The 23,124-nt window shown below is 74.1% G+C and carries 21 protein-coding genes; 14 read left to right on the top strand and 7 right to left on the bottom strand.

All coding sequences use genetic code 11. The features are described from left to right. Positions 1–42: 42 nt before the first annotated feature. Together CNX65_RS13425 and CNX65_RS13420 are read right to left on the bottom strand one after the other, a co-directional pair. Positions 43–1,746, bottom strand: a complete 1,704-nt coding sequence (locus tag CNX65_RS13425; protein ID WP_096493088.1) for a dihydroxyacetone kinase family protein — start codon at positions 1,744–1,746, stop codon at positions 43–45. Next, complete coding sequence (locus tag CNX65_RS13420; RefSeq protein ID WP_232519816.1) at positions 1,743–3,104, bottom strand: MFS transporter; 1,362 nt, start codon at positions 3,102–3,104, stop codon at positions 1,743–1,745. The genes CNX65_RS13425 and CNX65_RS13420 overlap by 4 nt, the downstream gene beginning before the upstream one ends. Before the next feature lie 210 nt (positions 3,105–3,314). On the opposite strand from CNX65_RS13420, the gene CNX65_RS13415 reads away from it, so the two are divergent. The 6 genes from CNX65_RS13415 (at position 3,315) to CNX65_RS13390 (ending at position 7,931) form a co-directional block, all read left to right on the top strand. After that, the gene (locus CNX65_RS13415; RefSeq protein ID WP_096493086.1) at positions 3,315–4,079 is read left to right on the top strand and encodes a FadR/GntR family transcriptional regulator; all 765 of its coding nucleotides are present in this window, start codon (positions 3,315–3,317) and stop codon (positions 4,077–4,079) included. Positions 4,080–4,256: 177 nt separating this feature from the next. Beyond that, complete coding sequence (locus CNX65_RS13410) at positions 4,257–4,790, top strand: hypothetical protein (RefSeq protein ID WP_096493085.1); 534 nt, start codon at positions 4,257–4,259, stop codon at positions 4,788–4,790. Continuing rightward, on the top strand, positions 4,787–6,112 hold the full coding sequence (locus tag CNX65_RS13405) for a putative T7SS-secreted protein (RefSeq protein WP_096493084.1): 1,326 nt from the start codon (positions 4,787–4,789) through the stop codon (positions 6,110–6,112). The genes CNX65_RS13410 and CNX65_RS13405 overlap by 4 nt, the downstream gene beginning before the upstream one ends. A gap of 63 nt (positions 6,113–6,175) precedes the next feature. Further along, entirely contained in the window at positions 6,176–6,673 is a 498-nt protein-coding gene (locus CNX65_RS13400; protein ID WP_096493083.1) for a hypothetical protein, read from the top strand. Further along, positions 6,670–7,236, top strand: a complete 567-nt coding sequence (locus CNX65_RS13395; RefSeq protein WP_096493082.1) for a YbaB/EbfC family nucleoid-associated protein — start codon at positions 6,670–6,672, stop codon at positions 7,234–7,236. The genes CNX65_RS13400 and CNX65_RS13395 overlap by 4 nt, the downstream gene beginning before the upstream one ends. Continuing rightward, positions 7,233–7,931, top strand: coding sequence for a hypothetical protein (locus CNX65_RS13390; protein ID WP_096493081.1), 699 nt, complete (start codon positions 7,233–7,235; stop codon positions 7,929–7,931). The genes CNX65_RS13395 and CNX65_RS13390 overlap by 4 nt, the downstream gene beginning before the upstream one ends. Before the next feature lie 37 nt (positions 7,932–7,968). Here CNX65_RS13390 and CNX65_RS13385 read toward each other — a convergent pair whose 3' ends face one another. After that, complete coding sequence (locus tag CNX65_RS13385; protein ID WP_096493080.1) at positions 7,969–8,559, bottom strand: TetR/AcrR family transcriptional regulator; 591 nt, start codon at positions 8,557–8,559, stop codon at positions 7,969–7,971. 149 nt (positions 8,560–8,708) lie between these two features. On the opposite strand from CNX65_RS13385, the gene CNX65_RS13380 reads away from it, so the two are divergent. Next, positions 8,709–10,142 (top strand): flavin-containing monooxygenase, encoded by a 1,434-nt coding sequence (locus tag CNX65_RS13380; protein ID WP_096493079.1) that lies wholly within the window; start codon positions 8,709–8,711, stop codon positions 10,140–10,142. On the opposite strand, the gene CNX65_RS13375 is transcribed toward CNX65_RS13380, so the two are convergent. Then, a complete protein-coding gene (locus CNX65_RS13375) occupies positions 10,132–12,825 on the bottom strand; it encodes a molybdopterin-dependent oxidoreductase (RefSeq protein ID WP_096493078.1) in 2,694 nt (897 codons plus the stop codon). The two genes, CNX65_RS13380 and CNX65_RS13375, sit on opposite strands and share 11 nt — an antisense overlap. Beyond that, positions 12,825–13,613: an FAD binding domain-containing protein gene (locus CNX65_RS13370; RefSeq protein ID WP_096493077.1), complete on the bottom strand. Its 789-nt coding sequence runs from the start codon at positions 13,611–13,613 to the stop codon at positions 12,825–12,827. The genes CNX65_RS13375 and CNX65_RS13370 overlap by 1 nt, the downstream gene beginning before the upstream one ends. Before the next feature lie 775 nt (positions 13,614–14,388). Here CNX65_RS13370 and CNX65_RS13365 point away from each other — a divergent pair. Next, positions 14,389–15,357: a quinone oxidoreductase family protein gene (locus CNX65_RS13365; RefSeq protein WP_096493076.1), complete on the top strand. Its 969-nt coding sequence runs from the start codon at positions 14,389–14,391 to the stop codon at positions 15,355–15,357. Positions 15,358–15,429: 72 nt separating this feature from the next. Here the strand turns inward: CNX65_RS13365 and CNX65_RS13360 are convergent, their stop codons facing one another. Next, the gene (locus CNX65_RS13360) at positions 15,430–15,651 is read right to left on the bottom strand and encodes a hypothetical protein (RefSeq protein ID WP_096493075.1); all 222 of its coding nucleotides are present in this window, start codon (positions 15,649–15,651) and stop codon (positions 15,430–15,432) included. Positions 15,652–15,747: 96 nt separating this feature from the next. Then, positions 15,748–17,025, bottom strand: a complete 1,278-nt coding sequence (locus CNX65_RS13355; RefSeq protein WP_096493074.1) for a hemolysin family protein — start codon at positions 17,023–17,025, stop codon at positions 15,748–15,750. 469 nt (positions 17,026–17,494) lie between these two features. Between CNX65_RS13355 and CNX65_RS13350 the strand changes: the two genes are divergently transcribed. From CNX65_RS13350 to CNX65_RS13325, 6 genes are all read left to right on the top strand, one after another. Beyond that, positions 17,495–18,184 carry a response regulator transcription factor gene (locus CNX65_RS13350; protein WP_096493073.1) on the top strand — a complete coding sequence of 230 codons (690 nt, stop codon included), beginning with the start codon at positions 17,495–17,497 and terminating at the stop codon, positions 18,182–18,184. Beyond that, entirely contained in the window at positions 18,181–19,785 is a 1,605-nt protein-coding gene (locus CNX65_RS13345) for a sensor histidine kinase (RefSeq protein ID WP_232519815.1), read from the top strand. Before CNX65_RS13350 ends, CNX65_RS13345 begins: the two co-directional genes overlap by 4 nt. Further along, entirely contained in the window at positions 19,782–20,378 is a 597-nt protein-coding gene (locus tag CNX65_RS13340; protein ID WP_096493072.1) for a hypothetical protein, read from the top strand. The genes CNX65_RS13345 and CNX65_RS13340 overlap by 4 nt, the downstream gene beginning before the upstream one ends. A 343-nt stretch (positions 20,379–20,721) precedes the next feature. After that, positions 20,722–21,159 carry a hypothetical protein gene (locus CNX65_RS13335; protein WP_096493071.1) on the top strand — a complete coding sequence of 146 codons (438 nt, stop codon included), beginning with the start codon at positions 20,722–20,724 and terminating at the stop codon, positions 21,157–21,159. A 185-nt stretch (positions 21,160–21,344) separates the two neighbouring features. Beyond that, positions 21,345–22,172 carry an ABC transporter ATP-binding protein gene (locus tag CNX65_RS13330; RefSeq protein WP_096493070.1) on the top strand — a complete coding sequence of 276 codons (828 nt, stop codon included), beginning with the start codon at positions 21,345–21,347 and terminating at the stop codon, positions 22,170–22,172. Continuing rightward, on the top strand, positions 22,169–23,053 hold the full coding sequence (locus CNX65_RS13325; RefSeq protein WP_198320468.1) for an ABC transporter permease: 885 nt from the start codon (positions 22,169–22,171) through the stop codon (positions 23,051–23,053). Before CNX65_RS13330 ends, CNX65_RS13325 begins: the two co-directional genes overlap by 4 nt. Positions 23,054–23,124: the final 71 nt, after the last annotated feature.

Raw genomic sequence — 23,124 nt, 5'->3', positions numbered from 1 at the left:
CGAACGGGTGGTGATGTGTCGCGCCCGTGCCCGCTGCCCCCGTCAGGAGGTGGCGAGCACCCCGGCGACGGTGGTGACGACGAGCGCGAAGGAGATCGCGCCCGCGTCGGGCGTGCCGAGGCTGCGCTCCACGTGGGTGCGCGCCCGGCCCATGCGGGGCTTGAGGTCGGCGGTGGCCCTGGCCGCAGCGTCGGCGGCGCGGGCCGCGGTGGTCCACGGGTCCGCGTCGCCCGAGGCGACGGCGTCGGCGAACGCGGTGCGGTAGGGCACCAGGGCGTCGACCATGGTCTTGTCGCCGACCTCGGCGCCGCCGAGCCCAAGGATGGCGTCGACGGCGGCGGCGACGGCCGTGGCCGCGTCGCCGGGCTCGTCGTCGCCGAAGGCGCTGCCCGCCGCGTACAGGGCCACGCCCCACAGCGCGCCGGAGGTGCCGCCTGCCTTGTCGGCCCACTCGTCGCCCGCGATGCGGAGCGTGGTGCCCAGGCCCGCGCCCTCGTCGACGGCGCGGGCGGCGGCGGCAGCGGCGGCGGTGATGCCGCGCTGCATCCCGATGCCGTGGTCGCCGTCACCGGCGATGGCGTCGATGCGGCCCAGCTCGTCGGCGGCCTGGTCGATCGCGATCCGGGACGCCTCGATGGCGGCGGCGGCGCGCTTGGCGGCGGCCTTCGACGCCTCGGTGGCGGCCGGGACGGCCTCCTCCAGGTCGAGGTGGGTCGTCTCGCCCGCGGCGGGGTCGGCGCTCGCCGCGGGCGAGGGGGTCTTGCGGTAGCCGGGCGAGTCGGCGGGGGCGCGCCAGTAGCGCTCCAGCTCCTCGTCCAGCCAGACCAGCGAGAGCGAGAGCCCCGCCATGTCGAAGCTCGTGTAGAACTCGCCGACCTCGGGCTCGACCAGCTCGATCCCGGCCTCGGCGAGCAGTCGCGCCACCTCGCGGTAGACGACGAACAGCTCCTCGTACTTGACCGCGCCCAGGCCGTTGAGCAGCACCGCCGCGCGGGCGGGGCCCGCGACGGGGGCGTGCTCCAGGACCTTGCGGACCAGGGTGGCGGCCATCTCGTCGGCGCTGGGGACGTCCTGCTCCTCGGTGCCCGGCTCGCCGTGCACGCCCATGCCGATGGCCATGCGGCCCTCGGGGACGGTGAACAGCGGTTCGGACGCGCCGGGGAGGGTGCAGCCGCTGAACGCCACACCGATGGTGCGGGTGCTGGCGTTGGCGCGCTCGGCGACCGAGGCGACCTGCTCCAGGGTCAGACCGGCCTCGGCCGCCGCGGCGGCGAGCTTGATCACCGCGAGGCCGCCCGCGAGGCCCCGCCGGGTGGCGGGGTCCTCCCGGTCGGCCACCGACACGTCGTCGGTGACCGGGACCGTGCGGCTGGGGATGCCGTCGGCGATGAGGCGCTGCTCGGCCTGGCCGAAGTTCAGCACGTCACCGGCGTAGCGGCCGAAGACGAACAGCACTCCCGCGCCGTTGTCGACCGCTTTCGCCACCGACCGGACCTGGCGGGCGGAGGGGGACGCGAACACGTTCCCCATCGCCGCGCCGTGGGCCATGCCGGTCCCGACGAGGCCGCCGAAGGCGGGGTAGTGCCCGGAACCGCCACCGGTGACGATGGCGACGGTGCCGGGCGCGCTCTTGGCGACCCGAACGACCCCACCGGGTACCCGGCGGACACGGGTGGCGTTGGCGGCCACGAAGCCGTCGACCAGCTGGTCGGCGAACTCGGCGGGGTCGTTGCGGAGCCGGGTCATGCGGACTTCTCCTCCAGGGGGGCGGCGGTCGTGGCGGTCCGGCCCCGGCGGTCGAGCACGACCATCAGGATCGCGGAGAGCAGCATGAACCCGCCGACCACGAACATCGGGACGGTGTAGGCGCCGGTGGCGTCGTGGATCGCGCCGGTGATGTACGGGGCGGCGAAGCCCGCGATGTTGCCGACGGTGTTGATCAGCGCGACGCCGGCGGCCGCCGCGGCGCCGGACAGGAACTGGGTCGGGACCGACCAGAAGTTCGGCAGCGCGGCGAAGATCGCGCAGGCGGTCACGGTGATCACGGCGATGGTCGCGGCGGGCGAGCCCGCGTACAGCGCCAGGGGGATGCTGATCGCGCCGACGACGGCGGGGATGGAGATGTGCCAGGTCTTGACGCCGCGCTTGGTGGCGTCGCGGGACCAGAGGTAGAGCACGATCGCGGCCGGGACGTACGGGATGGCCGTGATCAGGCCCTTCTCGATCAGGCCGAACGTGGCGCCCGCGCTCTCCTGGAAGCCGGAGATGATCGTCGGCAGGAAGAACGCCAGGGTGTACAGGCCGTAGATGAAGCCGAAGTAGATCAGCGAGAGCATCCACACGCGACCGGAGCCGAAGGCGGCCTTGAGGCCGTGGTGCTTCTGGGGGCCCTTGCCCGCGTCCTCCTTGGAGAGCGCGGTGGTCAGCCAGTCCTGCTCCTCCTTGGTCAGCCACTTGGCGTCCTTGGGGCTGTCGGCCAGGTAGAACCAGGCGATGACGCCCACGATGATCGCCGGGGCTCCGACGCCGAGGAACATGAAGCGCCAGCCCTCGAGGCCGAAGAAGACGTCGTGCTGCTGGATCAGCCAGCCCGCGAGCGGGGCGCCGACGACCGTGGTCAGCGGCTGGGCCAGGTAGAACAGCGCGAGGATCTTGGTGCGGTAGCGCACCGGGACCCACAGGCTCAGGAAGAGCACGGCGCCGGGGAAGAAGCCGGCCTCGGCGACGCCCAGCAGGAAGCGCAGGGTGGCGAGCTGGGTGTAGTTCTGCACCCAGGTGAACAGGACGGCGACGATGCCCCAGGTCACCATGATGCGGGCCAGCCAGCGGCGGGCGCCGAACTTGTGCAGGGCGATGTTGCTGGGCACTTCCAGCACGATGTACCCGAGGAAGAAGATGCCTGAGGCGAAGCCGAACTGGGCCGCGGTGAGCGCCAGGTCGGTGTTCATCCCGTTCGGCGCGGCGAAGCCGATGGCCGTCCGGTCCAGGTAGTTGATGAAGAACATGAGCGCGACGAACGGAACGAGGCGCATCGCGACCTTGCGGATCGCTGACTTCTCGACTGCGGTGGCCGGTGTGGCCCCGGTAGCCGTGCTGGTGTCCACAGTGACTCCTCGCATGGGCATCTGACACCACTGTCAAGCCTGCGGACAGGACTTGCCCCTCGTGGTGCGGCGACCGCCGCGTCGACCCTCGGCTCGGCGGCGGCGCCTTCGTGTTGCCGTGAAGTATCACCACGCACCGGTCAACCAGTCAACCGGTTGACCGGTTAACCGGTAACAATTCTGTAGCGCGGCATTCACTAGGATCACCACGTGCCCGCGTTCTCCAAGGACCCCATCACCGGTCTCCCCGAGGCCATCGGCGACGTCCACACCGGTGGCTCGCTCGCCGCCGGGGTCGCCCAGGCGCTCCTCGCCCACTTCACCCAGGGCGGGGTGTCCGCCGGGGAGCGCCTCCCCCCGGAGCGCGCCCTGGCCTCGGCGCTCGGCGTCGGCCGCTCCGCCGTGCGCGAGGCGCTGGCCGCGCTGGAGCTGCTCGGCGTCGTGGTGGTCAAGCCAGGCTCCGGCACGTACCTGCGCGGTGACGCCTCCGAGCTGCTGCCCAAGACGCTGAGCTGGGGGTTGATGCTCGGCGAGCCGCAGACCCAGGAGCTGATCGAGGTCCGCCACGGCCTGGAGACCTACGCGGTGCGGCTGGCCGCGAGCCGGGTCGGCGACGAGGAGCTGGAGCGGCTGAGCGGGTACGTCGACACCATGCGCGCCTCGGTCGACGACCTGGAGCGGTTCGTCGAGGCCGACATGATGTTCCACATGGACATCGGCCACATCGCGGGCAACGAGGTCCTGCACCACCTGCTGCAGAGCATCCGCTCGCTGATCCGGGTGTGGGTCGAGCGCGGCCTGCGCGACCGGCCGCACGCGGAGCTGTCGATCCAGGAGCACAGCCGGGTGCTGGAGGCGCTGAGGGCGCGGGACCCGCAGGCCGCCGCCGAGGCGATGGCCGCGCACATGACGACGGCGGGCCTGCGGCTGAGCAGCTCGCTGCCGTCCGGGGGCGGGCGGGCGGGCGACGCCTGACCCCACCCGTCCGGACGGCGCCGCCGGACCCCACCTTGATCCACTGTGGACTATCCACACGAAACCGCTCACACGTTCAGGTGTCCCCTGATAGAACGAAAGCAGGCCAACGGGACCTGCGAGGCGTAGCGCAGGGGGGAAGCCCGCTCACGCCTGAGCACATCCTCGTGGAGCGACATGTCCGGTGGGGGTTACCGCAGCGTGCCCGACGAGCTTCGGGGCACGGCCAGGAGCATCGGCGGCGCGGTGGACGGCGTCGTCGGCCCGCACTGGCGCCCGCCGTCGGGTGATTACGGGCACGCGGGCGTGCAGGCCGGCTGGGCCGACTTCATCGAGCGGGCCGTCCTGCGGGTGGAGGAGCTGCGGGAGCGCGCCGAGGAGCACGGCCGGGAGCTGGAGGCGACGGCGGGCGCGTACGTCGAGCAGGAGCACCGGGTGTCGGCGCGGATGCGGGCGGTCGACGGGCAGGGCCCGGTCGGCGGGATCGCGGGCGGCGCGGTCAGCCCTGGCGGCGCGGTCAGGTCGAGCGTGACCGGCGGGATCAGCGGCGGCGCGGGTGTCGCGGGTGGTGTCGCGGGCGGCGCGGGTGGTGACGTCGCGGGCGGGGCCGTCGGCGCGGTCGGTTCGGGCGCGGTCGGTTCGGGCGCGGTCGGCGCGTCCACCGCCGCCGAGGGCCGGATCGGGCGCCGGTTGGGCGGTGGTCGGCGGTGAGCGCGCTCGGGCAGACCAGCGACCCCCGCGACCTGGTCCCCGGCCTCCCGGAGGCGATCGGCGCCGACCTGCGGCTGCTGGTCCAGGGCGTGCGGGCGGTGTCCGGCGCAGGCGCGGACCTCGGGTCGGTCGACGTGGCCGGGTGGGCGGGCGAGGCCGCCGAGGCGTTCCGGGGCGCGTTCGGCGAGGAGCCGCCGCTGTGGCTCGCGGCCGTCGAGGAGCTCGGCGAGGGCGGTGAGGCGCTGGCCGACTACGCCGCGAAGCTGGTGTGGGCGCAGGCCGAGGCGCAGCGCGCGATCGAGCTGCACGCCGCCGCGAAAGCGCTCTCCCGCCTGGCCCGGTCGCACTTCCTGGCGCAGGTCGCGAGCGGCCTGGTCGGCACGTTCGCCGACCCGGCGGCCGGGGTGTTCCAGGAGGCCGAGCGCATCCTGCGGGCCGCGCGGGACGAGCTGGCCGAGGCCGGTGGGCGGGCCGCCGAGGAGCTCGGCCTGCCCGAGGGCCCGGACGGCAGGCACGGCAAGTCCGGCGGGACGAGGTTCGGCGACGGGATGGACCCGGCCTGGAAGAAGAAGCCGGCCGAGTTCGGCCACGGCGCCTCGCCCGGCCTGGACGAGGACTTCGCCGAGGGCGCCACCGCCCTGCTCGACCTGCTGGGCGTCGACGTGCCCACCGGCGAGTGGTCCGGTGAGGCCGAGGCCAGGGTCTGGGGCGTCGACGGCGAGGGGTCGTTCGACGACGGCCTCCTCTCCGGTGACGGGCGGTACGGCGTCGACGTGCTGGGCGCGGGCGCGCGGGCCGACGCCAAGTGGGGCGCGAGCGGCATCACCGCGACCGCGAGCGCCGAGGCGTACCTGGCGAAGCTGGAGGCGTCCGGCCAGGTCAGGATGGGTGAGCACACCTCGGCGTCGGGCAGCGCCACCGGCTACGTCGGCGCGACGGGCTCGGGCCGGTTCACGCTCAACGCCTCGGGCGCGCGGGCCGAGGTGGACGCGTTCGCGGGCGCGCGGGCCAAGGCCGAGGGCAGCGTGGAGGCCGCGGGCATCGGGGTCGGCGGCACGGCCGAGGCGTGGGCGGGCGCGGGGCTGACGGCGGACGCCCAGCTCGGCCTGGGACCGGACGGCAAGTTCCACGTCGGCGGCTCGTTCGGCGCCGGGCTCGGCCTCGGCGGCAAGCTGGGGTTCGAGTTCACCGTCGACCCGAGGGCCGTGGTGTCGACCGCGGCCGACGCGGCGGGCGCGATCGGTGACGGGCTGAGCGCGGTCGGTGGCGCCGTGGACAATGCCGGGAAGCAGGTGACGAGGTTCTTCGGCGATCTGTTCTAGCGGCGCCCGCCGACGATCAAGTCCGCAGTGGACCGCGGGTCCACGCCCAGGAGGAGCAAGCAGATGGCCACCACCATCCCCGTGCCGATCGCGTTCGCGCTGCCGCAGGGCTGGATCGCCGCGCCGCCGGACGAGGTCGGGTCCCCCGGCGCCGCGTTCGTGGCGCTGCGCCCGCCCGCGATCGACGGGTTCACCCCGAACATCAGCGTCACCGGCGACTTCGAGACCAGGTCGCTGGCGGAGCTGGCCGACGAGGCCGTCGAGCGGCTGCGCGAGGGCGTCGGCAGGCTCCAGGTCGGTCAGCGGACCGAGGTCGGCACCGAGGAGAGCCCGGCGCTGACCCAGACGCTGCGCATCCAGACCGTGCTGAGGGGCAGGACCACCGAGCTGGTGCAGAGCCAGGTGCTGATCGGGATGCGCGGCAGCGAGGACCCGTCGCGGGTGGTCGTGCTGCGGGTCGTCCTGACCTCAACGCTGGAGCGGTTCGAGTCCGTGGTCGAGGAGTTCCGGCAGTTCGTGTCCACCATCGAGCCCGACCGGACAGCGGGGGGACGGCCGTGACCGACTGGGCGGAGCACCTCACCGCCAGGATCGAGGCCATCGACCTGGCCGCGCGGGGCACGCAGGCGCGCGCGGAGAACTACCGCCGGATGACCGAGGAGCTGGCGGAGGTCACCGGGACCGCCACCTCGGACGGCGGGGTGGTGACCGTGGTCGCCGAACCGGGTGGCGCGGTCCGCTCGGTCGTGTTCGGCGCGGCCGTGGCCACCACCGCGCCGGCCGCGCTGTCCGCGCTGGTCACCCACACGATCGCCCGCGCCCGGGCCGACGCGCACCGCGCGCAGGCCGAGGTGGTGCGGCGCAGCCTCGGCGACACCGGGCTGCTGGACCGCGTGCTGGCCGAGGACGCCGCCCTGTTCGGCGACCTCCCCCCGCGCGCCCCCTCGGGCCCCGCGCCGCTCGCCCCGCCGACCGCCCCCGCCCCGGTGCTGGCGCCGGTCAGCGCGCCCACCCCGCAGCCGCACGCCCCGCAGCCGCCCGGCGCGCAACCGCCCCGCCGCCCCGCTCCGGGTCCCGACGACGACCTGGGGGAGCGCAGCGTCCTGGGCGAGGCGTCCTGGTGAGCCCGTTCTGGGCCGTGACGATCGCGCTGGTCGGGTCGGTGCTGCTCACCGGTGCCCTGGTCGGGTTGGCGCTGCGGGCGAGGCGCGGGGAGCGGGCCGAGCTGCTGCGGCAGGTGCGCGAGCACGGCTGGGAGTTCCGCGAGCGCGACGACCGCTGGGTGGGCGTGCACCACGAGCTGGAGCGCCACGTGCCGCTGGAGCCGGTGCTGCTCGGTCCGCAGCCGGTGGTGCGGGCGAGGAGGGCGAAGGACGTGCTGACCGGCGAGCACCGGGGCCGCCGCTTCGCGCTCATCCGGTTCGCCGTCACCCGCAGGGAGAACACGTCCCGGACCAGGTGGGTGGACGAGCGGGACCTGTGGGTCCGGCTGCCCGTGCCGAGGCCGACGCTGCGCGTGGCGCGCGGGACCGCGCTGTCGAACCGGATCAACGCCGCGATCGCCCCCGGCGTGTTCCTGCTGGGGTGCCCGGAGTTCGACCGGGAGTACCAGGTGACCTGCTTCGACGAGGCGTTCGCCAGGGCGGTGCTCACCCCGGAGGTGGTGGCGCACCTGCTGGGGACCGGGCACCGGGGCTTCTGGGTCCGGGGCTCCTGGCTGGGCGGCTTCCCGTCCTACCGCGAGCTGCGGGACGTCGCGGGCGTGCTGGACGCCTGCTGCGACCTGCTCGACACGATCCCCCGGCACGTGTGGTCCTGACCTCCCCCCGGACGGCCGCCCCGCACCCGCCCCGACGTCACCTCCGGGGCCCGAGCAGCGCGATCACCGCCTCCGCCGCCGGTTCGGCGAGCGTGTCCAGCCCGCGCCCCTCCTCCACCGCCGTCGCCATCAGCTCCCGCAGCCCGCCGATCAGGATCGTCGCCCACTGCTTGTCCACCGGCCGCAGCCCCGCCGCCCGCAGCTCCTCGGTGTCGCACAACCGCTGGACCATCACCACGAAGTGGTCGGTGACCTCCCGCTCCAGCGCCCGCGCCGCCGCGCCCAGCGACGGCAGGTCCCTGATCCAGCTCAGCGTCAGCTCCGGCGTGGTCCCCGCCGCGTCGAGCCACGCCCCGACCGCCTGCCTGACCTGCTCCTCCCACGGGGCGCGCGGGTCGACCGCCTCGGTGATCCGCACGATGATCCGCTGGTTGGCCTCGGCGAGCAGCCGCGCGTAGCAGGCCTCCTTGTCGGCGAAGTGCTCGTAGAAGGTGCGCCGCGAGGTCCGCGCCCGCCGCACGACGTCGGCGACCGTGGTCCGCCGGTAGCCGTCCTCGGCGATGCCCTCCGCCAGCGCCCGCAGCAGCCTGCCCCGGAAACCCGCACCCGCCGCGCCGGTGGTCGTCACGGTCCTGACGTTATCGGGCGCGGGCCCGCCGTCGCCACGACCGCAGCCGCACCCCGCGACCGCAGCCGCGACCTTGTGGTCCGGACCACACCGCGCGTACCGTCGCTGCGGGGTACGCAGGTGTACCAAGCGGCCGGGGAGGCCCTCAGATGAGCGAGCACGTGGACGTCCTGATCGTGGGCGCGGGCATCTCGGGGATCAGCGCGGCGCACCACGTGCTGAGCGCCCTCCCGGACCGCTCGTGCGCGGTGCTGGAAGCCAGGGACTCCCTCGGCGGCACGTGGGACCTGTTCCGCTACCCCGGCGTCCGCTCGGACTCGGACATGCACACCCTCGGCTACCGGTTCCGCCCGTGGTCGCTGCCCGAGTCGATCGCGCCGGGCGGGGCGATCCGGGACTACCTCGGCGACACCGCGGCGCGCTCCGGCGTGACGGACCGGATCCGGTTGCGGCACCGGGTGTCCCGCGCCGAGTGGTCGAGCGCGGACAACCGCTGGGTGGTGCACGCCGAGCACGACGGCGAACCGGTCGTGCTCACCTGCGACTTCCTGCACCTGTGCGCGGGCTACTACCGGTACGACCGGGGCTACCGGCCGGACTTCCCCGGACTCGCGGACTTCGGCGGCCGGGTGGTGCACCCGCAGCAGTGGCCGGACGACCTGGACTGCGCGGGCAAGCGGGTGGTGGTGATCGGCAGCGGGGCGACCGCGATCACGCTGCTGCCCGCGCTGGCCCCGAGCGCGGGCCACGTGACGATGCTCCAGCGCTCCCCCGGCTACGTCGCCTCGGTGCCGAACGACGACCGGATCGCGCGGGCGCTGCGCCGGGTGGGCGGCCACGGTGCGGTGCGGTGGCGCAACATCGCGCTCAGCTCCGGCCTGTACCACCTGAGCAGGCGGGCGCCGAAGCTGGTGAAGCGGTTGCTGCTCAAGGACGTCGCGCGCAGGCTGCCCGCGAACTACCCGGTGCGCGAGCACTTCGCGCCGCGCTACGACCCGTGGGACCAGCGGTTGTGCGTCGCCCCGGACGGCGACCTGTTCACCGCGATCAGCAGCGGCCGGGCGTCCGTGGTGACGGACCGGATCGCCCGCTTCACCCGCACCGGGATCGAGCTGGCGTCGGGCCGGGAGCTGCCCGCCGACGTGGTGGTGACGGCGACCGGGCTGAACCTGCTGCCGCTGGGCGGGATCGACCTGGTGGTGGACGGCGAGCCGGTGCGCCTGCCGGACAAGCTGGTGTACCGGGGCACGATGCTCAGCGACGTGCCGAACCTGGTGTTCACGGTCGGCTACACGAACGCCTCGTGGACGCTCAAGGCCGACCTGGTGAGCGAGTTCCTGGTGCGGGTGCTGCGGCACATGGCCGAGCACGGCTACCGCAGGTGCGCGCCGCACACCGACAACGCGGGGATGGCGACCCGGCCGCTGCTGGACCTCTCCGCCGGGTACGTGCGGCGGTCGGTGCACGAGTTCCCGAGGGCGGGCGCGGAGGGGCCGTGGAAGCCGGTGCGGGGCTACCTGCCGGACATCGTGTCGCTGCGGCACCGCCCGGTGGCGGACGGGGCGCTGGTGTTCACGGCGTGATCCCCCGCGCGTCGCGCAGCGCCGCCCACACCCGGTCGCGGCGCAGCGGGAGCCGGGTGAAGCGGACGCCGGTGGCGTCGCGGAGGGCGTTGGCCAGCGCGGGCGCGACCGGGTTGACCGGGCTCTCGCTCATCGACTTGGCCCCGAGCGGCCCGTAGGCGTCGCCGTTGTCGCTGAACCACACCTCGGTCCTGGGCACGTCCGCGAACGCGGGCACCCGGTAGCGGCGGAGCACGTCGGTGGCGACCGCCCCGGTGGCGTCGAGCAGCACCTCCTCGAACAGCGCCGCGCCGATCCCCTGCGCGACCCCGCCCTCGACCTGTCCCCGGCACTGCAGCGGGTTCACCACGCGCCCGGCGTCGGCGGCGTGCGCGCTGCGCAGCACCCGGACCTCCCCGGTGTCCGGGTCGACGGCGACGGCGAACCACTGCGCGTTGAACGCGACCGACCGGGGCGTGCCGCCGAAGCTGCCGCTGCCCACCAGCTCGACCCCGGCGGCGCGGGCGGCGGCGCGCACCTCCTCGAGCGGCAGCGCTCTCCCGTCCACGAGCACGGCCTCCACGTCGAGCGCGCACGCCGCGACGCCCACCCCGGTGAGGGAGGCGGTGAACGCCAGCACCCGTTCGGCGAGCTGCTCGGCGGCGGCGAGCACCGCCTTGCCCGCCACGACCAGCCCGGTGGAGCCGAACGCCCCGGTGTCGTAGCCGACGGCGTCGGTGTCGGCCTGCCGCACGGAGATCCGGTCGACGGTGGTGCCCAGCGCGTCGGCGGCGAGCTGCCGGTGGACGGTGGTGGTGCCGTTGCCGAACTCGGCGGTGCCCACGGCGATCTCGTAGCCGCCGTCCGGGCGCACCCGCACGGCCGCGTCGGCGTGGTGCCCGCGCGGCGGGGTCGTGGCGATCATCGACACGGCCGAGCCCTGCCCGACCAGCCACCCCGGCGGCGCGTCGGGGAGGGGTTCGGCGCGCACCTGCCTGATCCGCCGCAGGCACTGGTCCAGCCCGTACCCGGCGATGTGCAGGTCCTCCTCCGCGCCGAGCGCGGTGACCAGGACGTCCCCGCCCCGCACCAGGTTGCGCTCGCGCACGTCCAGCGGGTCGAGCCCGAGCCGTTCGGCCATCTCGTCCACAATGGACTCGACGGCGAAGGTGACCTGCCCCAGCCCGTAGCCCCGGAACGCGCCGGACGGCACGGTGTTGGTGCGCACCGCGACGCCCTCGACCTTCTTGTTGGGGCACCGGTACACCGACACGGACTCGCTGCACCCGTGGAACAGCACGCCCGGCCCGTGGTTGCCGTACGCGCCGGTGTCGGAGACGACGTCCAGGCGCAGCGCGGTGAACGTGCCGTCGGCGCGCGCCCCGAGCCGGGCCCGCACGGTGAACGGGTGGCGCACGGTGGTGCCGGTGAACTGCTCGGACCTGGTGTGCTCCAGGCGCACCGGGCGGCGCAGCGCGAGGGCGGCGAGCGCGACGACGTCCTCGACCAGCACCTCCTGCTTGCCGCCGAACCCGCCGCCGACCCGCCCGGCCTGCACGCGCACCGCGTCGAGCGGCAGGTCGAACAGCGCGCACAGCAGCCTGCGCGCCAGGAACGGGGTCTGCGTGCTGGAGCGCACCACGAGCCGGTCGTCCTCGAACCAGGCGAGGGCCCCGTGGACCTCCAGGCTCGCGTGCTGCACCCGCTGGGTGCGGAACTCCCGCTCGCACACCACGTCCGCCTCGGCGAACCCGGCCTCGACGTCGCCGACCTCGCCGGACAGCCGGGCGACGACGTTGCCGTCCGGGTGCGCGAGGGGCGCGCCGGGGGCGAGGGCGGCGTCGGGGTCGAGCACGGCGGGCAGCGGCTCGTAGCCGACGACCACCAGGTCGCGCCCGGCCTCGGCGGCGGCCTCGGTCTCGGCGACCACGGCGGCCACCCGCTGACCGGCGAAGCGCACCACGTCGTCCAGGACGCGGGTGTCGGCGGGGTCGTCCTCGACCAGCTCGTGCAGCGCGGTGGAGAAGCGGCGGGCGGGGGCGTCGTGGTGGGTGAGGACGGCGACGACGCCGGGCACGGCGAGCGCGGCGGCGGTGTCGACGGAGGTGATCCTGGCGTGCGCGTGCGGGGAGCGCACGAGCTTGAGGTGCAGCGCGCCGGGGACGTCGACGTCGGCGGTGAACGCGGCCCTGCCGGTGACCACGTCGGGTCCGGCGGGCGCGCCGACGCTGCTGCCGACGGCCGCGCCGGGCGGGGCGTCCTGGACGGCGCGCACGCCGCGCACGGCGTCCTCGATCGCCCGGTAACCGGTGCAGCGGCACAGGTTCCCCTTGAGCGAGCGGGGCAGGTCGGCCTCCTGCTCGGGGGTGAGGGCGGCGACGGTCATGATCATCCCGGCGGTGCAGAACCCGCACTGGAAGCCCTGGGCGTCCAGGAACCGCCGCTGCACCGGGTGCGGTTCGCCGTCCGCGCCCGCGAGGCCCTCGACGGTGGTGATCTCGGCGCCGTCGGCCCGCAGCGCCGGGTACAGGCAGCTGTGCACGGGCAGGCCGTCGACGTGGACCGTGCACGCGCCGCAGTCGCCCGCGTCGCAGCCCTTCTTGACGCCGTGCCAGCCGAGCTGGCGCAGGTAGGTGCGCAGGCACTGGCCGGGGCGCGGCTCGCGGTCGGCGCGGTGGCCGTTGACGCTGGCGGAGAACCCCATCACTCGCCCCCCAGCTCGCGGCGGACCTGCTCGGCGAGCAGCCCGGTGAGGTGCCGACGCCACTCCGGGTCGCCGTGCACGTCGTCGACCCACGCGGGGACGCCCGCGACGAGGTCGGCGACCTCGGCGGCGCCCGGCACGCGCGGGAAGTCGCGGACCAGCGGCGCGGGCACGGCGGCGGTGATCACGAGCCGGAACCGCCGGTCGTCGAGCACCCCGACGACCAGCGCGGCGGAGCGCCCGTGGTCGTGCAGCGAGAACTGCCGGAACGCGGTCCTGGCGCGCAGCGCGGAACCGGGGACCACGATCGAGCGCAGGTAGCTGCCGCGCCCCAGCCGGGTGACGCCGGGGGCGACCACGAACCCGTCCGCCACCAGCCGCTCCCCGCCGTCCGGCAGGACGACCCGGCACACCCCGCCGAGGGCGGCGGTCAGCGCGATCACCGGCCCGGCGGGCAGCGCGGCGCACAGGTTGCCGCCCGCGGTGGCGGTGTTCCAGACCTTGAAGGAGGCCAGGAACGCCCGGCAGCACTGCTCGACCAGCGGCACGCCGCGCTCCCGCCCCCACGCGACGAGCTCCGCGATGGTGCAGGTGGCGGCGATCTCGACCCCGCCGTCCGCCAACCCGGTGACCGGCGCCCAGCCGAACCGGGTGAGGTCGACCAGCCGCCGGGGCCGCAGCGCGGGCTCCCCGAACACGACCGTCCCACCCGCGAGCCACACGTCCCCGTCGCGCCACTCCCCCACGTCACGCGGGTCGCACACCTCGACCACGCTGTTCAGGTCCACGCCCCCTCCTCACCCCGGCAGGTGCACCGGTCTACCCGCCGCAGGTTGCGCCGGGGGACGCGGACCCCGCAGCAGCGCGGGAGACCACCCGGAAGGCCTAACCGGCGCAGCGGTCTCCCGAAGCGATCCGGGCCGCCAGGCCCGCGGGCGACCCCCGATCACCGCCCGCGCCACACCACGCCCCCAACCGCCGCACCCACCGCCGCGCCGCACCACGCCGTCCGTCGCTGCCACCACCGCCCGCCAACCGCCCGCCGCCCGCCCGCCGCCCGCCAACCGCCCGCCAACCGCTCGCCCGCCCGCCGCCCGCCAACCGCCCGCCAACCGCTCGCCCGCCAACCGCCCGCCAACCGCCCGCCAACCGCTCGCCCGCCAACCGCCCGCCAACCGCCGCCCGCCAACCGCCAACCGCCGCCCGTCGCCCGCCAACCGCCAACCGCCAACCGCCGCCCGTCGCCCGCCCGCCATCCGCCAACCGCCCGCCAACCGCCCGCCATCCGCCGCCCGCCGTCCGCCGCCCGCCCGCCGCCCCCGATCACCTCGCCGCCAGCGCCCGCCCCGCTCCCCGATACCTCCCTCCACGGCCCCCGGCTCCCCGGCACTCCTCCCCGCACCCGGCACCCGGCTCCCCTCCCTCGCACTTCCTCCCGGGCGCCCTATTCCCAAGTCCCCCCACCCGTGCGGTTTCCCACACCCCGGCGGTTCAGCGCGTCAACGAGGGGTACCAGTGTTTGAATAACAGTGTTGTCATTCGATCTGCGAAGAGGGGCAAGGCATGAAGGCGGCGGTGTACTACGAGAACGGCGGTCCCGAGGTCCTGCGCTACGAGGACGTCCCCGACCCCCAGCCGGGGCCCGGCGAGGTGCTGCTGCGCGTGGCCGCCGTCGGGGTGCAGGGCGGTGACCTGCTCCACCGGCAGCTCGCGCCGCTCAAGTCCACCCCGCACGTGGTCGGCTACCAGGCGTCGGGCACCGTCGTCGCGCTCGGCGAGGGCGTGACCTCGCTGGCCGAGGGCGACCGGGTCGTGGCGTTCATGCAGTCCGGCTCGCACGCGGAGCTGGCCGTGGCGCAGGCGGGCAACGCCTACCGCGTCCCCGAGAACCTGGACCTCAAGCTCGCCGCGGGCATCCCGGTCGAGTTCGGCACCGCCGACGACTGCCTGTTCGAGTTCGGCAGGCTCCAGGCGGGCGAGACCGTGCTGGTCCAGGCCGCCGCGGGCGGTGTCGGGCTCGCGGCCGTGCAGCTGGCCAAGGCCGCGGGCGCCACGGTCATCGGCACCGCCTCGCAGCCGGACAAGCTGGAGCGCCTCGCCGGGTACGGCCTCGACCACGCGATCAACTACCGCACCGAGGACGTCGTCACCAGGGTCATGGAGCTGACCGGCGGCCGGGGCGTCGACGTGGTCGTCGACCCGGTGGGCGGGCGCACCCTGGAGGGCAGCGTCGCGGCGCTGGCCTACCGGGGCCGCATCAGCTGGGTCGGCCAGGCCGGTCGCGAGGCGCAGCCGCCGAACATCGGCCCGCTGATGTTCAAGAACGCCTCGATCAACGGCGTGTACTTCGGCGGCGAGATGGCGCACAACCCGGCGCGCACCCGCCCGCTGGTCGAGGGGCTCATCGCCCGCGTCGCCTCCGGCGAGCTGACCGTGGTGCTGGACGAGGAGTTCCCGCTGGAGCGGGCCGGTGACGCGCACCGCCACATCGAGGGCCGCACCGCCTTCGGCCGGGTCCTGCTGGTCCCCTGACCCCGCGACGCCGACCCCGCGACGCGCGGGAGCCCCCGTCGCCCGCGCGGCGACGGGGGCTCCCGGCGGGGGTCACTTGGTGGTGCGCTCCAGCTCCGCCAGCGCGGAGGCGAACGCGAAGTACTTGTTGGTCCCGAGGTCCCGGACCGTCTTGATGCCGAGGGCGGCCAGCTTCTCGCCCGCCGCCTCGCTGACCCCGGCCAGGGCCGCGACCGGCGAGTCGAGGATCTCGGTCAGGCCGAGCTGCTCGTACGCCTTGTCGAGCTGCTTGTCCAGGTCCAAGGAAAAAGCCACCGCACGTCCCCGTTCACAGAGAGTTGTCGATCTTGACACACTCACCGTATCGGGCGATAAGTCCGATGCGCCCGCACCAGTGCGGACATCACTCGATCAGCCCAGCGCCTTGACCCTGCGCAACCGCACCGAGGTGATGGCCCGCCGCTCAACGGCCAGGACCTCCAGGTCCCACCCGGACACCTCGGCACGTTCACCCGCCCGTTCAGGGATGTGTCCGAGCACGGTCAGCAACAAGCCCGCCACGGTCGTGTAGTCACCCTCCGGGGCGCCCGGCAGCTCGACGCCGAGGTCGACCAGGTCGTGCACCGGGAACGAGCCGGGCAGCACCAGCGCCCCGTCGTCCTCGCGCCGCACGGCCATCACGTCGCGGTCGGTCTCGTCGTAGATCTCGCCGACGATCTCCTCCAGCAGGTCCTCCAGCGTGACGATGCCGTCGACCGCGCCGTGCTCGTCCACCACCAGCGCGAACTGCTCGTGGTCGGTCTTGAACCGGCGCAGCGCGTCGGACACCCGCAGCGAGTCGGGGAACACCACGGCGGCCCGCACCAGCTCGGTCAGCGGGGTGGTGTCGGACAGCAGGTCGCGCAGGTGCACCACCCCGACCAGGTCGTCCAGGTGCCCGCCGCGCGCGACCGGCGCCCTGGAGTGGCCGGACGCGGCGAGCTCGGCCCGCGCGGACGGCACGTCGAGCGCGGCGTCGAGCACGACGACGTCGCGCCGGGGCACGAACACCTCGCGCAGCCGCCGCTCGTGGATCTCCAGCGCGCCGTTGATGATCATGCGCTGCTCGCTGTTGAGCCCGCGCTGCGCGGACACCAGCTCGCGCAGCTCCTCGGGCGACATCTCCTCCGCGTCGGTCTCGGCCTTGCCGCCGAACACCCGCACCACGGCGTTGGTCGAGGTGCTCAGCAGCCAGATCACCGGGCGGGATACGGTCGAGAGCAGGTGCAGCGGCTTGGCCACGAGCAGGGCCCAGCGCAGCGCGTACTGCATGGCCAGCCGCTTGGGGGCCAGCTCGCCGAACACCAGGGTCACGAAGGTCAGCACGATCGTGACCAGCGCGACGGCGACGGCGTCGGCCGCGCCGCCCACGAAGGACAGCAGCGGCACCAGCGGCGCGGCGAGCGAGACCGCCGCGGTGGCCGAGGCGAGGAAGCCCGCCAGGGTGATGCCGATCTGGATGGTCGCCAGGAAGCGGTTGGGGTCGCGGGCCAACCGCACGAGTGTGCGACCACCCGACCCGCCCTCGCGCTCCAGCGCCCTGAGCTGCCCCTCCCGCAGCGAGATGAGCGCCATCTCGCTGCCCGCGAACAGCGCGTTGAAGAGCAGCAGCACCACGACCAGCGCGATGTTGAACCCGTACCCGTCCACCAGACCCCAAACCTCTCGAAGCGGAATAACGGGGGAACTACCGGCAGTAGCCATTAGTTCCCCCAGGGTGCACGCGCGGTCGCGCGCGCGCCGCGAGCACCCCCTGCGAGGCCCCGCGCGGGGCCCAGGCACACCCCCCGAATGACCACGCGCGGTAACCGGACGACCGCGTCGGGCATTCCCGCCGGAGCCCACCCCTACATTCCTCCGGGAGCGCGCCCCGATTCCTGGCGCGGACCGGGGCGGTTCCGCGCCCGTTCCGCGTTATCGATCATGAAATCGGACCGTGATACCGCCGCGCGCGCCCTCGCCATTTCCTGGCGACACCACCGCGCGGACCTGCGCGGGAACCTGAAAGCGCGCCCCCTCATCCCGCGAAGGGTGATCACTTGATCACCCGGTGGAGTCACCGGAAAACCCGAAAAGCGGAATCGGGTGAGCGCGCGGGAAAATCGGTAGGTTGTCCCCCGTGCACATCCTGGTCGTGGACGACGAGGTCGCGGTCGCCGAGGCCGTGTCGCGCACGCTGCGTTTCGAGGGCTACGAGGTCACGACCGCGCACGACGGGGCCAGGGCGCTCGACCTCGTGCGCTCCCTGCGCCCCGACGGGGTGATACTCGACGTGACCATGCCGGTGCTCGGCGGACTCGACGCGTGCCGCGCGCTGCGCGCCTCCGGCGACACCACCCCGGTGCTCATGCTGACCGCCCGCGTGGAGGTCTCCGACCGGGTCGCGGGCCTGGACGCGGGCGCCGACGACTACCTCGCCAAGCCGTTCGCGCTCCAGGAGCTGCTGGCCAGGGTGCGCGCGCTGGTGCGGCGCGGCGGCTACGCGGGCACCGCGGCCCGCTCGGAGGCGCTGCGCTTCGCCGACCTGCTGCTCGACGCGGGCACCCGCGAGGTGCGGCGGGGAGACCGGCAGGTGGCGCTGACCAGGACCGAGTTCTCGATCCTGGAGACGTTCCTGCGCAACCCGAGGCTGGTGCTGTCCAGGGAGGCGATGTTCCGCACCGTGTGGGGCCACGACTTCGGCGCGGGCTCCAACGGCCTGGACGTGTACGTCGGCTACCTGCGCCGCAAGCTGGAGCAGGGCGGCGAGCCGCGCCTGATCCACACCGTGCGCGGCGTGGGCTACGTGCTCCGCGAGGACCCGCTGTGACCGGCCGCGCCCCGGCACGGGGCGCGAATCCCGGCGACGGCCCCCTCCCGTCCCGCCTGGTGGACCGCCTGTCCCTGCGCTCCCGGTTCGCCCTGCTCGCCGCCGCCGCCGCGGCGCTGGTCGTGGTCGGCGTGGCGGGCGCGTCCTGGTTCCTGGTGCGGGTCCGGCTCAACCAGCAGTTCGACGACCAGCTCCGCGCCTCCGCCGAGCTGGCCGCCCGCTCGACCTCCGCCCAGGACGCGCTGGGCGTGCTGCGCTCGGACACCCCGCAGCGCCGGGGCCCCGGCGGACCCGGCGGCAGGCGCTCCGACCTGGTCGTCCAGTTCGTCTCGGGCTCCGGCGAGGCCACCTCGGCGGGCGGCCCCCGGTTCCCGGTCACCCCGCAGGCGCGCGGCCTGGCCGAGGGCAGCCGCTCCGGGGTCGAGGAGGTCGAGATCGGCCGCGCCCGGTACCGGGTGTGGACGGTCGCCCGCGACGGCGGCCTGGTGCAGGTCGCGCGGGACGCCGAGGGCATCGAGGCCACGCTGCGCGTCCTCGGCCTGCTGCACGGCGCGGTCGGCCTGGTCGGCGTGCTGGTCGCGGCCGTGCTGGGCCGCTCGGTCGCGCGGACGGCGCTGCGCCCGGTGGACGCGCTGACGGCGGGCGCCGAGCGGGTCGCCCGCACCCAGGACCTGACCGCGCGGATGCCGGTGGCCGGGCGCGGCGAGCTGGCCAGGCTCGCCGAGGCGTTCAACGCGATGCTGTCCGCGCTGGCCGAGTCCCGCTCGGCGCAGCGCAGGCTGGTCGAGGACGCGGGCCACGAGCTGCGCACCCCGCTGACCAGCCTGCGCAACAACGTGGAGCTGCTGCTGCACGCCGAGAACTCCGGCCGCGCGCTGCCCGAGGCCGACCGCAGAAGGCTGCTCGCGGACCTGGGGGCCCAGTCCGCGGAGCTGACCGCGCTGGTCGCGGAGCTGGTCGAGCTGGCCAAGCAGGACGGCGAGCCGGAGCGGTTCGAGCCCCTGGAGCTGTCGGACGTGGTGGCCGCCGCCGCGGCCAGGGCGCGGGCGCGCGCGCAGCACGTGGCGGTGGAGGTCGACCTGGCCCCGGTCCCGGTGCTCGGCGACGCCGCCTCGCTGGAGCGCGCGGTGCTGAACCTGCTGGACAACGCGGTGAAGTGGAGCCCGCCGGGCGGGGTGGTGCGGGTGTCGGCGCGGGCCGGGGAGGACTCCGCCGAGGAGGGCGCGGTCGTGGAGGTCTCCGACGCCGGTCCCGGCATCGCGGACGAGGACCTGCCGCACGTGTTCGAGCGCTTCTACCGGGCCCCGGCGGCGCGGGCGCTGCCCGGTTCGGGGCTGGGGCTGGCGATCGTGGCGCGGGCCGCCGCCGCGCACGGGGGCGCGGTGCGGGCGGGGCGGTCCCCGGCGGGCGGGGCGCTGCTGCGGCTGACCCTGCCGCGGCTTTCTCACCCGAACACCGGCGTCCTCTCACCGTCCTCTCACGAAGACCGGGCACCTTGGGGCAGTACGGCCACCGGAGCAGGGGTTTCCCGCGATCCGGGCGGCCGGTCCACCCCCGACCAGCCCGGTCCAGCACAGCGGCAGGAAAGCGAACCACGATGACCACTCCCGAGCAGCCGACCCCGGAGCAGCCGACGCCGGGACAGCCGGAGCAGCAGCCCGCGCAGCCGACCCGCGAGCAGCCCACCCAGGAGCTGCCGACCGCGGCGGGCACGCCTGGGGCCGAGGCCACCACCGAGTCGGTTTCCGCAGCTCAGAGCACCCCCGCGAGCGACGGCGAGCCCCGAGGCCGCTTCGGCGCCCGCGTGCGCGCCGTCGCCCGGCACCGGGCGACGGGTCTGGCGGCGGTCCTGGTGCTGGGCCTGGTGCTGGGCGCGGGCGGCACGGCCCTGGCGCTGCACGGCGGCCGGGGCGGCGGCGACCGCCCCGCGCACTCCGGTTCCGCGAACGGCGACGTCCGGGGAAAGCACGACCACAAGGACGGGGAAGGCCGCGCGGAAGGCAGGCGCGGTGGTCCCGGAAATCGGGAAGACCGAGGTGACGACCGCCGGGGGAACGCGCACCGCGGCGAGGGCCGGGGCGGTGACGGCGAAGGTCGCCGGGGCCGCGACAACGACCGGAACAACTCCGGGCAGAACCAGGACAACGGTCCGAACAACGGCGAGAACAACAGCGGCGGCGACGGCGACAACTGACGCGGCGCGCACCGAACCCACCGCCCCCGGCGCCCTCGGACTTCCGAGCGGAACCGGGGGCGGTGTCATTCAGCCCACACTTCCGGGGGCATCCCCTAACCCCCCTGGGGATGCCCCCGGAAGCCCCCGTTCGGCGTGGGAAGAACGTCCACATGGTGGACGCAGCGCGACTTGTTGATCACGAGTGGGTCATTGCTGAGGTGAAGATTTAGTTTCACTCGTTCGGTCGATTTCGGAACGTCGCAGCTCAGCGACCATCCACCCTGAGTTCACACACGGGCTTAACATCGCTAAGTGTGACGACCTCAATACGGGGGTATCAGGCAGGGTTAAGCTCCACGCCGTGATCTCAGACGGCGAGGACAACGAGAGGTCGTGGCACCGGTTCGGGCCGGAGTCGACCGAGCGGCGGATGCTGGAGCTGCTCGGTGCCCGGTACGCGGCGCACCTGCGACCCCGGACGTTCACGCTGCCCGACGACAGCCGGGTCGAGGTCGAAGGAGTCGATCCGAGCGGCACCATCCTGGTGCAGCTGGTCGCGAACCAGGGCAACTACAAGTCCCACCACCGCAACAAGGTGATGGCGGACATGTTCAAGCTCATCTGGTTGCGCGACGCGCTCCTGCCGGGCGGGCACGCGGTCTTGTGCGTGAGCAGCACGGTCGCGCAGGCGTTCTCCGGCTGGGTGGCCGCGGCTGCCCGCGACAGCCGGGTCGAGGTTCTGCTCTACCAGGACTCAGGCGAACTGGTGCCGCTGGTCGCGGCGCCGGCCACGCCGTAACAGAACGGCAACACCATGGTGGCTACCGGACGACAACGGCACGGTACAATGATCGGGATTCGGAATTCCGCAGCGCAGATCCCCTCGCGCCGCACGCTCTCCGGAGTCCAGCACGGGACGACTCACCAGGAGAGCACCATGCCTTCTGTCTACCCCGCGGGCTTCGTGAAGCAGGGGGCAGCGCAGTGACCGGCTCGGCGATCGAGGTTCGCGGCGTTCACCGCGAGTACGGGATCGGGGCGGCGAAGATGGTCGCCCTCAACGGGGTTGACCTGTCCATTCCCTCCGGCAGCTTCGTCAGCGTCATCGGGCCGAGCGGGTGCGGGAAGTCGACGATGCTCCGCCTCATCGCGGGTCTGGAGACCCCCGACGACGGCGACGTCAGCGTCTACGGCGTCAGCGCGGAGCAGGCGTGCGCGGCCAAGATGATCGGTCTCGTCCCGCAGGCGCCCGCACTGCTGCCGTGGCTTTCCGTGCTCAGCAACGTCACTCTACCCCAAAAGGTGAACCGGGGTGCGGCCAAACGGCGGAAGAAGATCGCCCAGGCAGCGCACCGGGACGTCGACGTGGCCAAGCCGGACATGATGGACCTGCTGAAGAAGGCCGGCCTGGGCGACGCCACGCACAAGCTCCCCTCCGAGCTGTCCGGCGGGATGCAGCAGCGGGCCGCGATCGTGCGCGCCTTCGGCCTGCGCCCGGACGTGCTGCTGATGGACGAGCCGTTCTCCGCGCTGGACGAGTTCACCCGCGAGAGCCTGCAGGGCCAGCTGCTCGACATGTGGGAGGGGCTCAAGACCACGGTGGTCTTCGTGACCCACTCCGTGGGAGAGGCCGTCCGCCTGTCGGACACCGTGGTGGTGATGGCCGCGCGACCGGGCCGCATCACCGACATCGTGCCGATCGACCTGCCCCGGCCGAGGGACACCGAGCTGATGAAGTCACGGGAGTTCCACGACCTGGAGGACCTGGTGCGGGACAAGCTCCGCGCCGGCTGGGGAATGCACGCGGCGTGAGGACGGAATCCGACATGACCTCGATCGAGGACAAGCCCACCGTGCGCGTCGACCTCGCGGGCGTGGGCAAGACCGGCAAGTCGTCCCGCAAGCCGGGGCAGTCCAAGCTCAAGGCCGCGCTGCACCCCAAGGTGTGGTCCCCGCTGGCCGTGATGCTCGTGGTGCTGGGCTTCGTGTGGGAGCGGACGGCGGAGACCATGCCGTACCTGCTCCCCCACCTCAACAAGGTGGGCGCGGCGCTCACGAAGGACCCCGCGAAGTTCTTCGACAACGCCTGGTGGACGCTGCAGGAGGCCATGGTCGGCCTGCTGATCGGCTTCACCGCCGCGTTCGTGCTCGCGGTGCTGACCAGCGAGTGGGGCGTGGCCCGCAGGGCGGTCATGCCGATCGCGGTGGTGCTGAACGTGACCCCGCTGGTCGCGATCGCCCCCGTGCTGGTGGTGGCCTTCGGCTTCGGCCCCGAGCCCAAGCTGATCGTGACCGCGCTGATCTGCTTCTTCACCCTGCTGATCAACATCTCGACGGGTCTGCGGTCCGTGCCGCCCGCGGTGCTCCAGGTGTACCAGACCGTCCGGGCCTCCCGGTGGGAGATGCTCTGGCGCATCCGCATCCCCAACGCGCTGCCGTACATCTTCGCCGGGCTGCGCATCGCGTTCCCGCTGTCGATCGTCGGCGCCGTGGTGGCCGAGATGTCCGCGCCGGGCGCCTCGCTGGGCCTCGGCACGATCATCAGCATCTCGTCGTCGATGAACCGGCTCGACATGGTCTTCGCCTCGATCACGATCCTGGCGGTCATGGGCTCGCTGCTGCTGCTCGTGGTGACCACCGTCGAGCGCAAGGTCCTGCACTGGCACGAGTCCACCAAGCAGGGCGCCAAGTAGTCCCGAGCTGAGGCCCGCCGAGCAGGCGGGCCCCGGCCTCCCACCCCGGAGGCCGCCCCAGACCCCCGCCC

The organism is Actinosynnema pretiosum, from assembly GCF_002354875.1.
In the GTDB taxonomy this organism is placed as follows: domain Bacteria; phylum Actinomycetota; class Actinomycetes; order Mycobacteriales; family Pseudonocardiaceae; genus Actinosynnema; species Actinosynnema auranticum.
The sequence above is the reverse complement of the archived record's forward strand: the minus strand, read 5'-3'. Positions and strand labels throughout refer to the sequence as shown.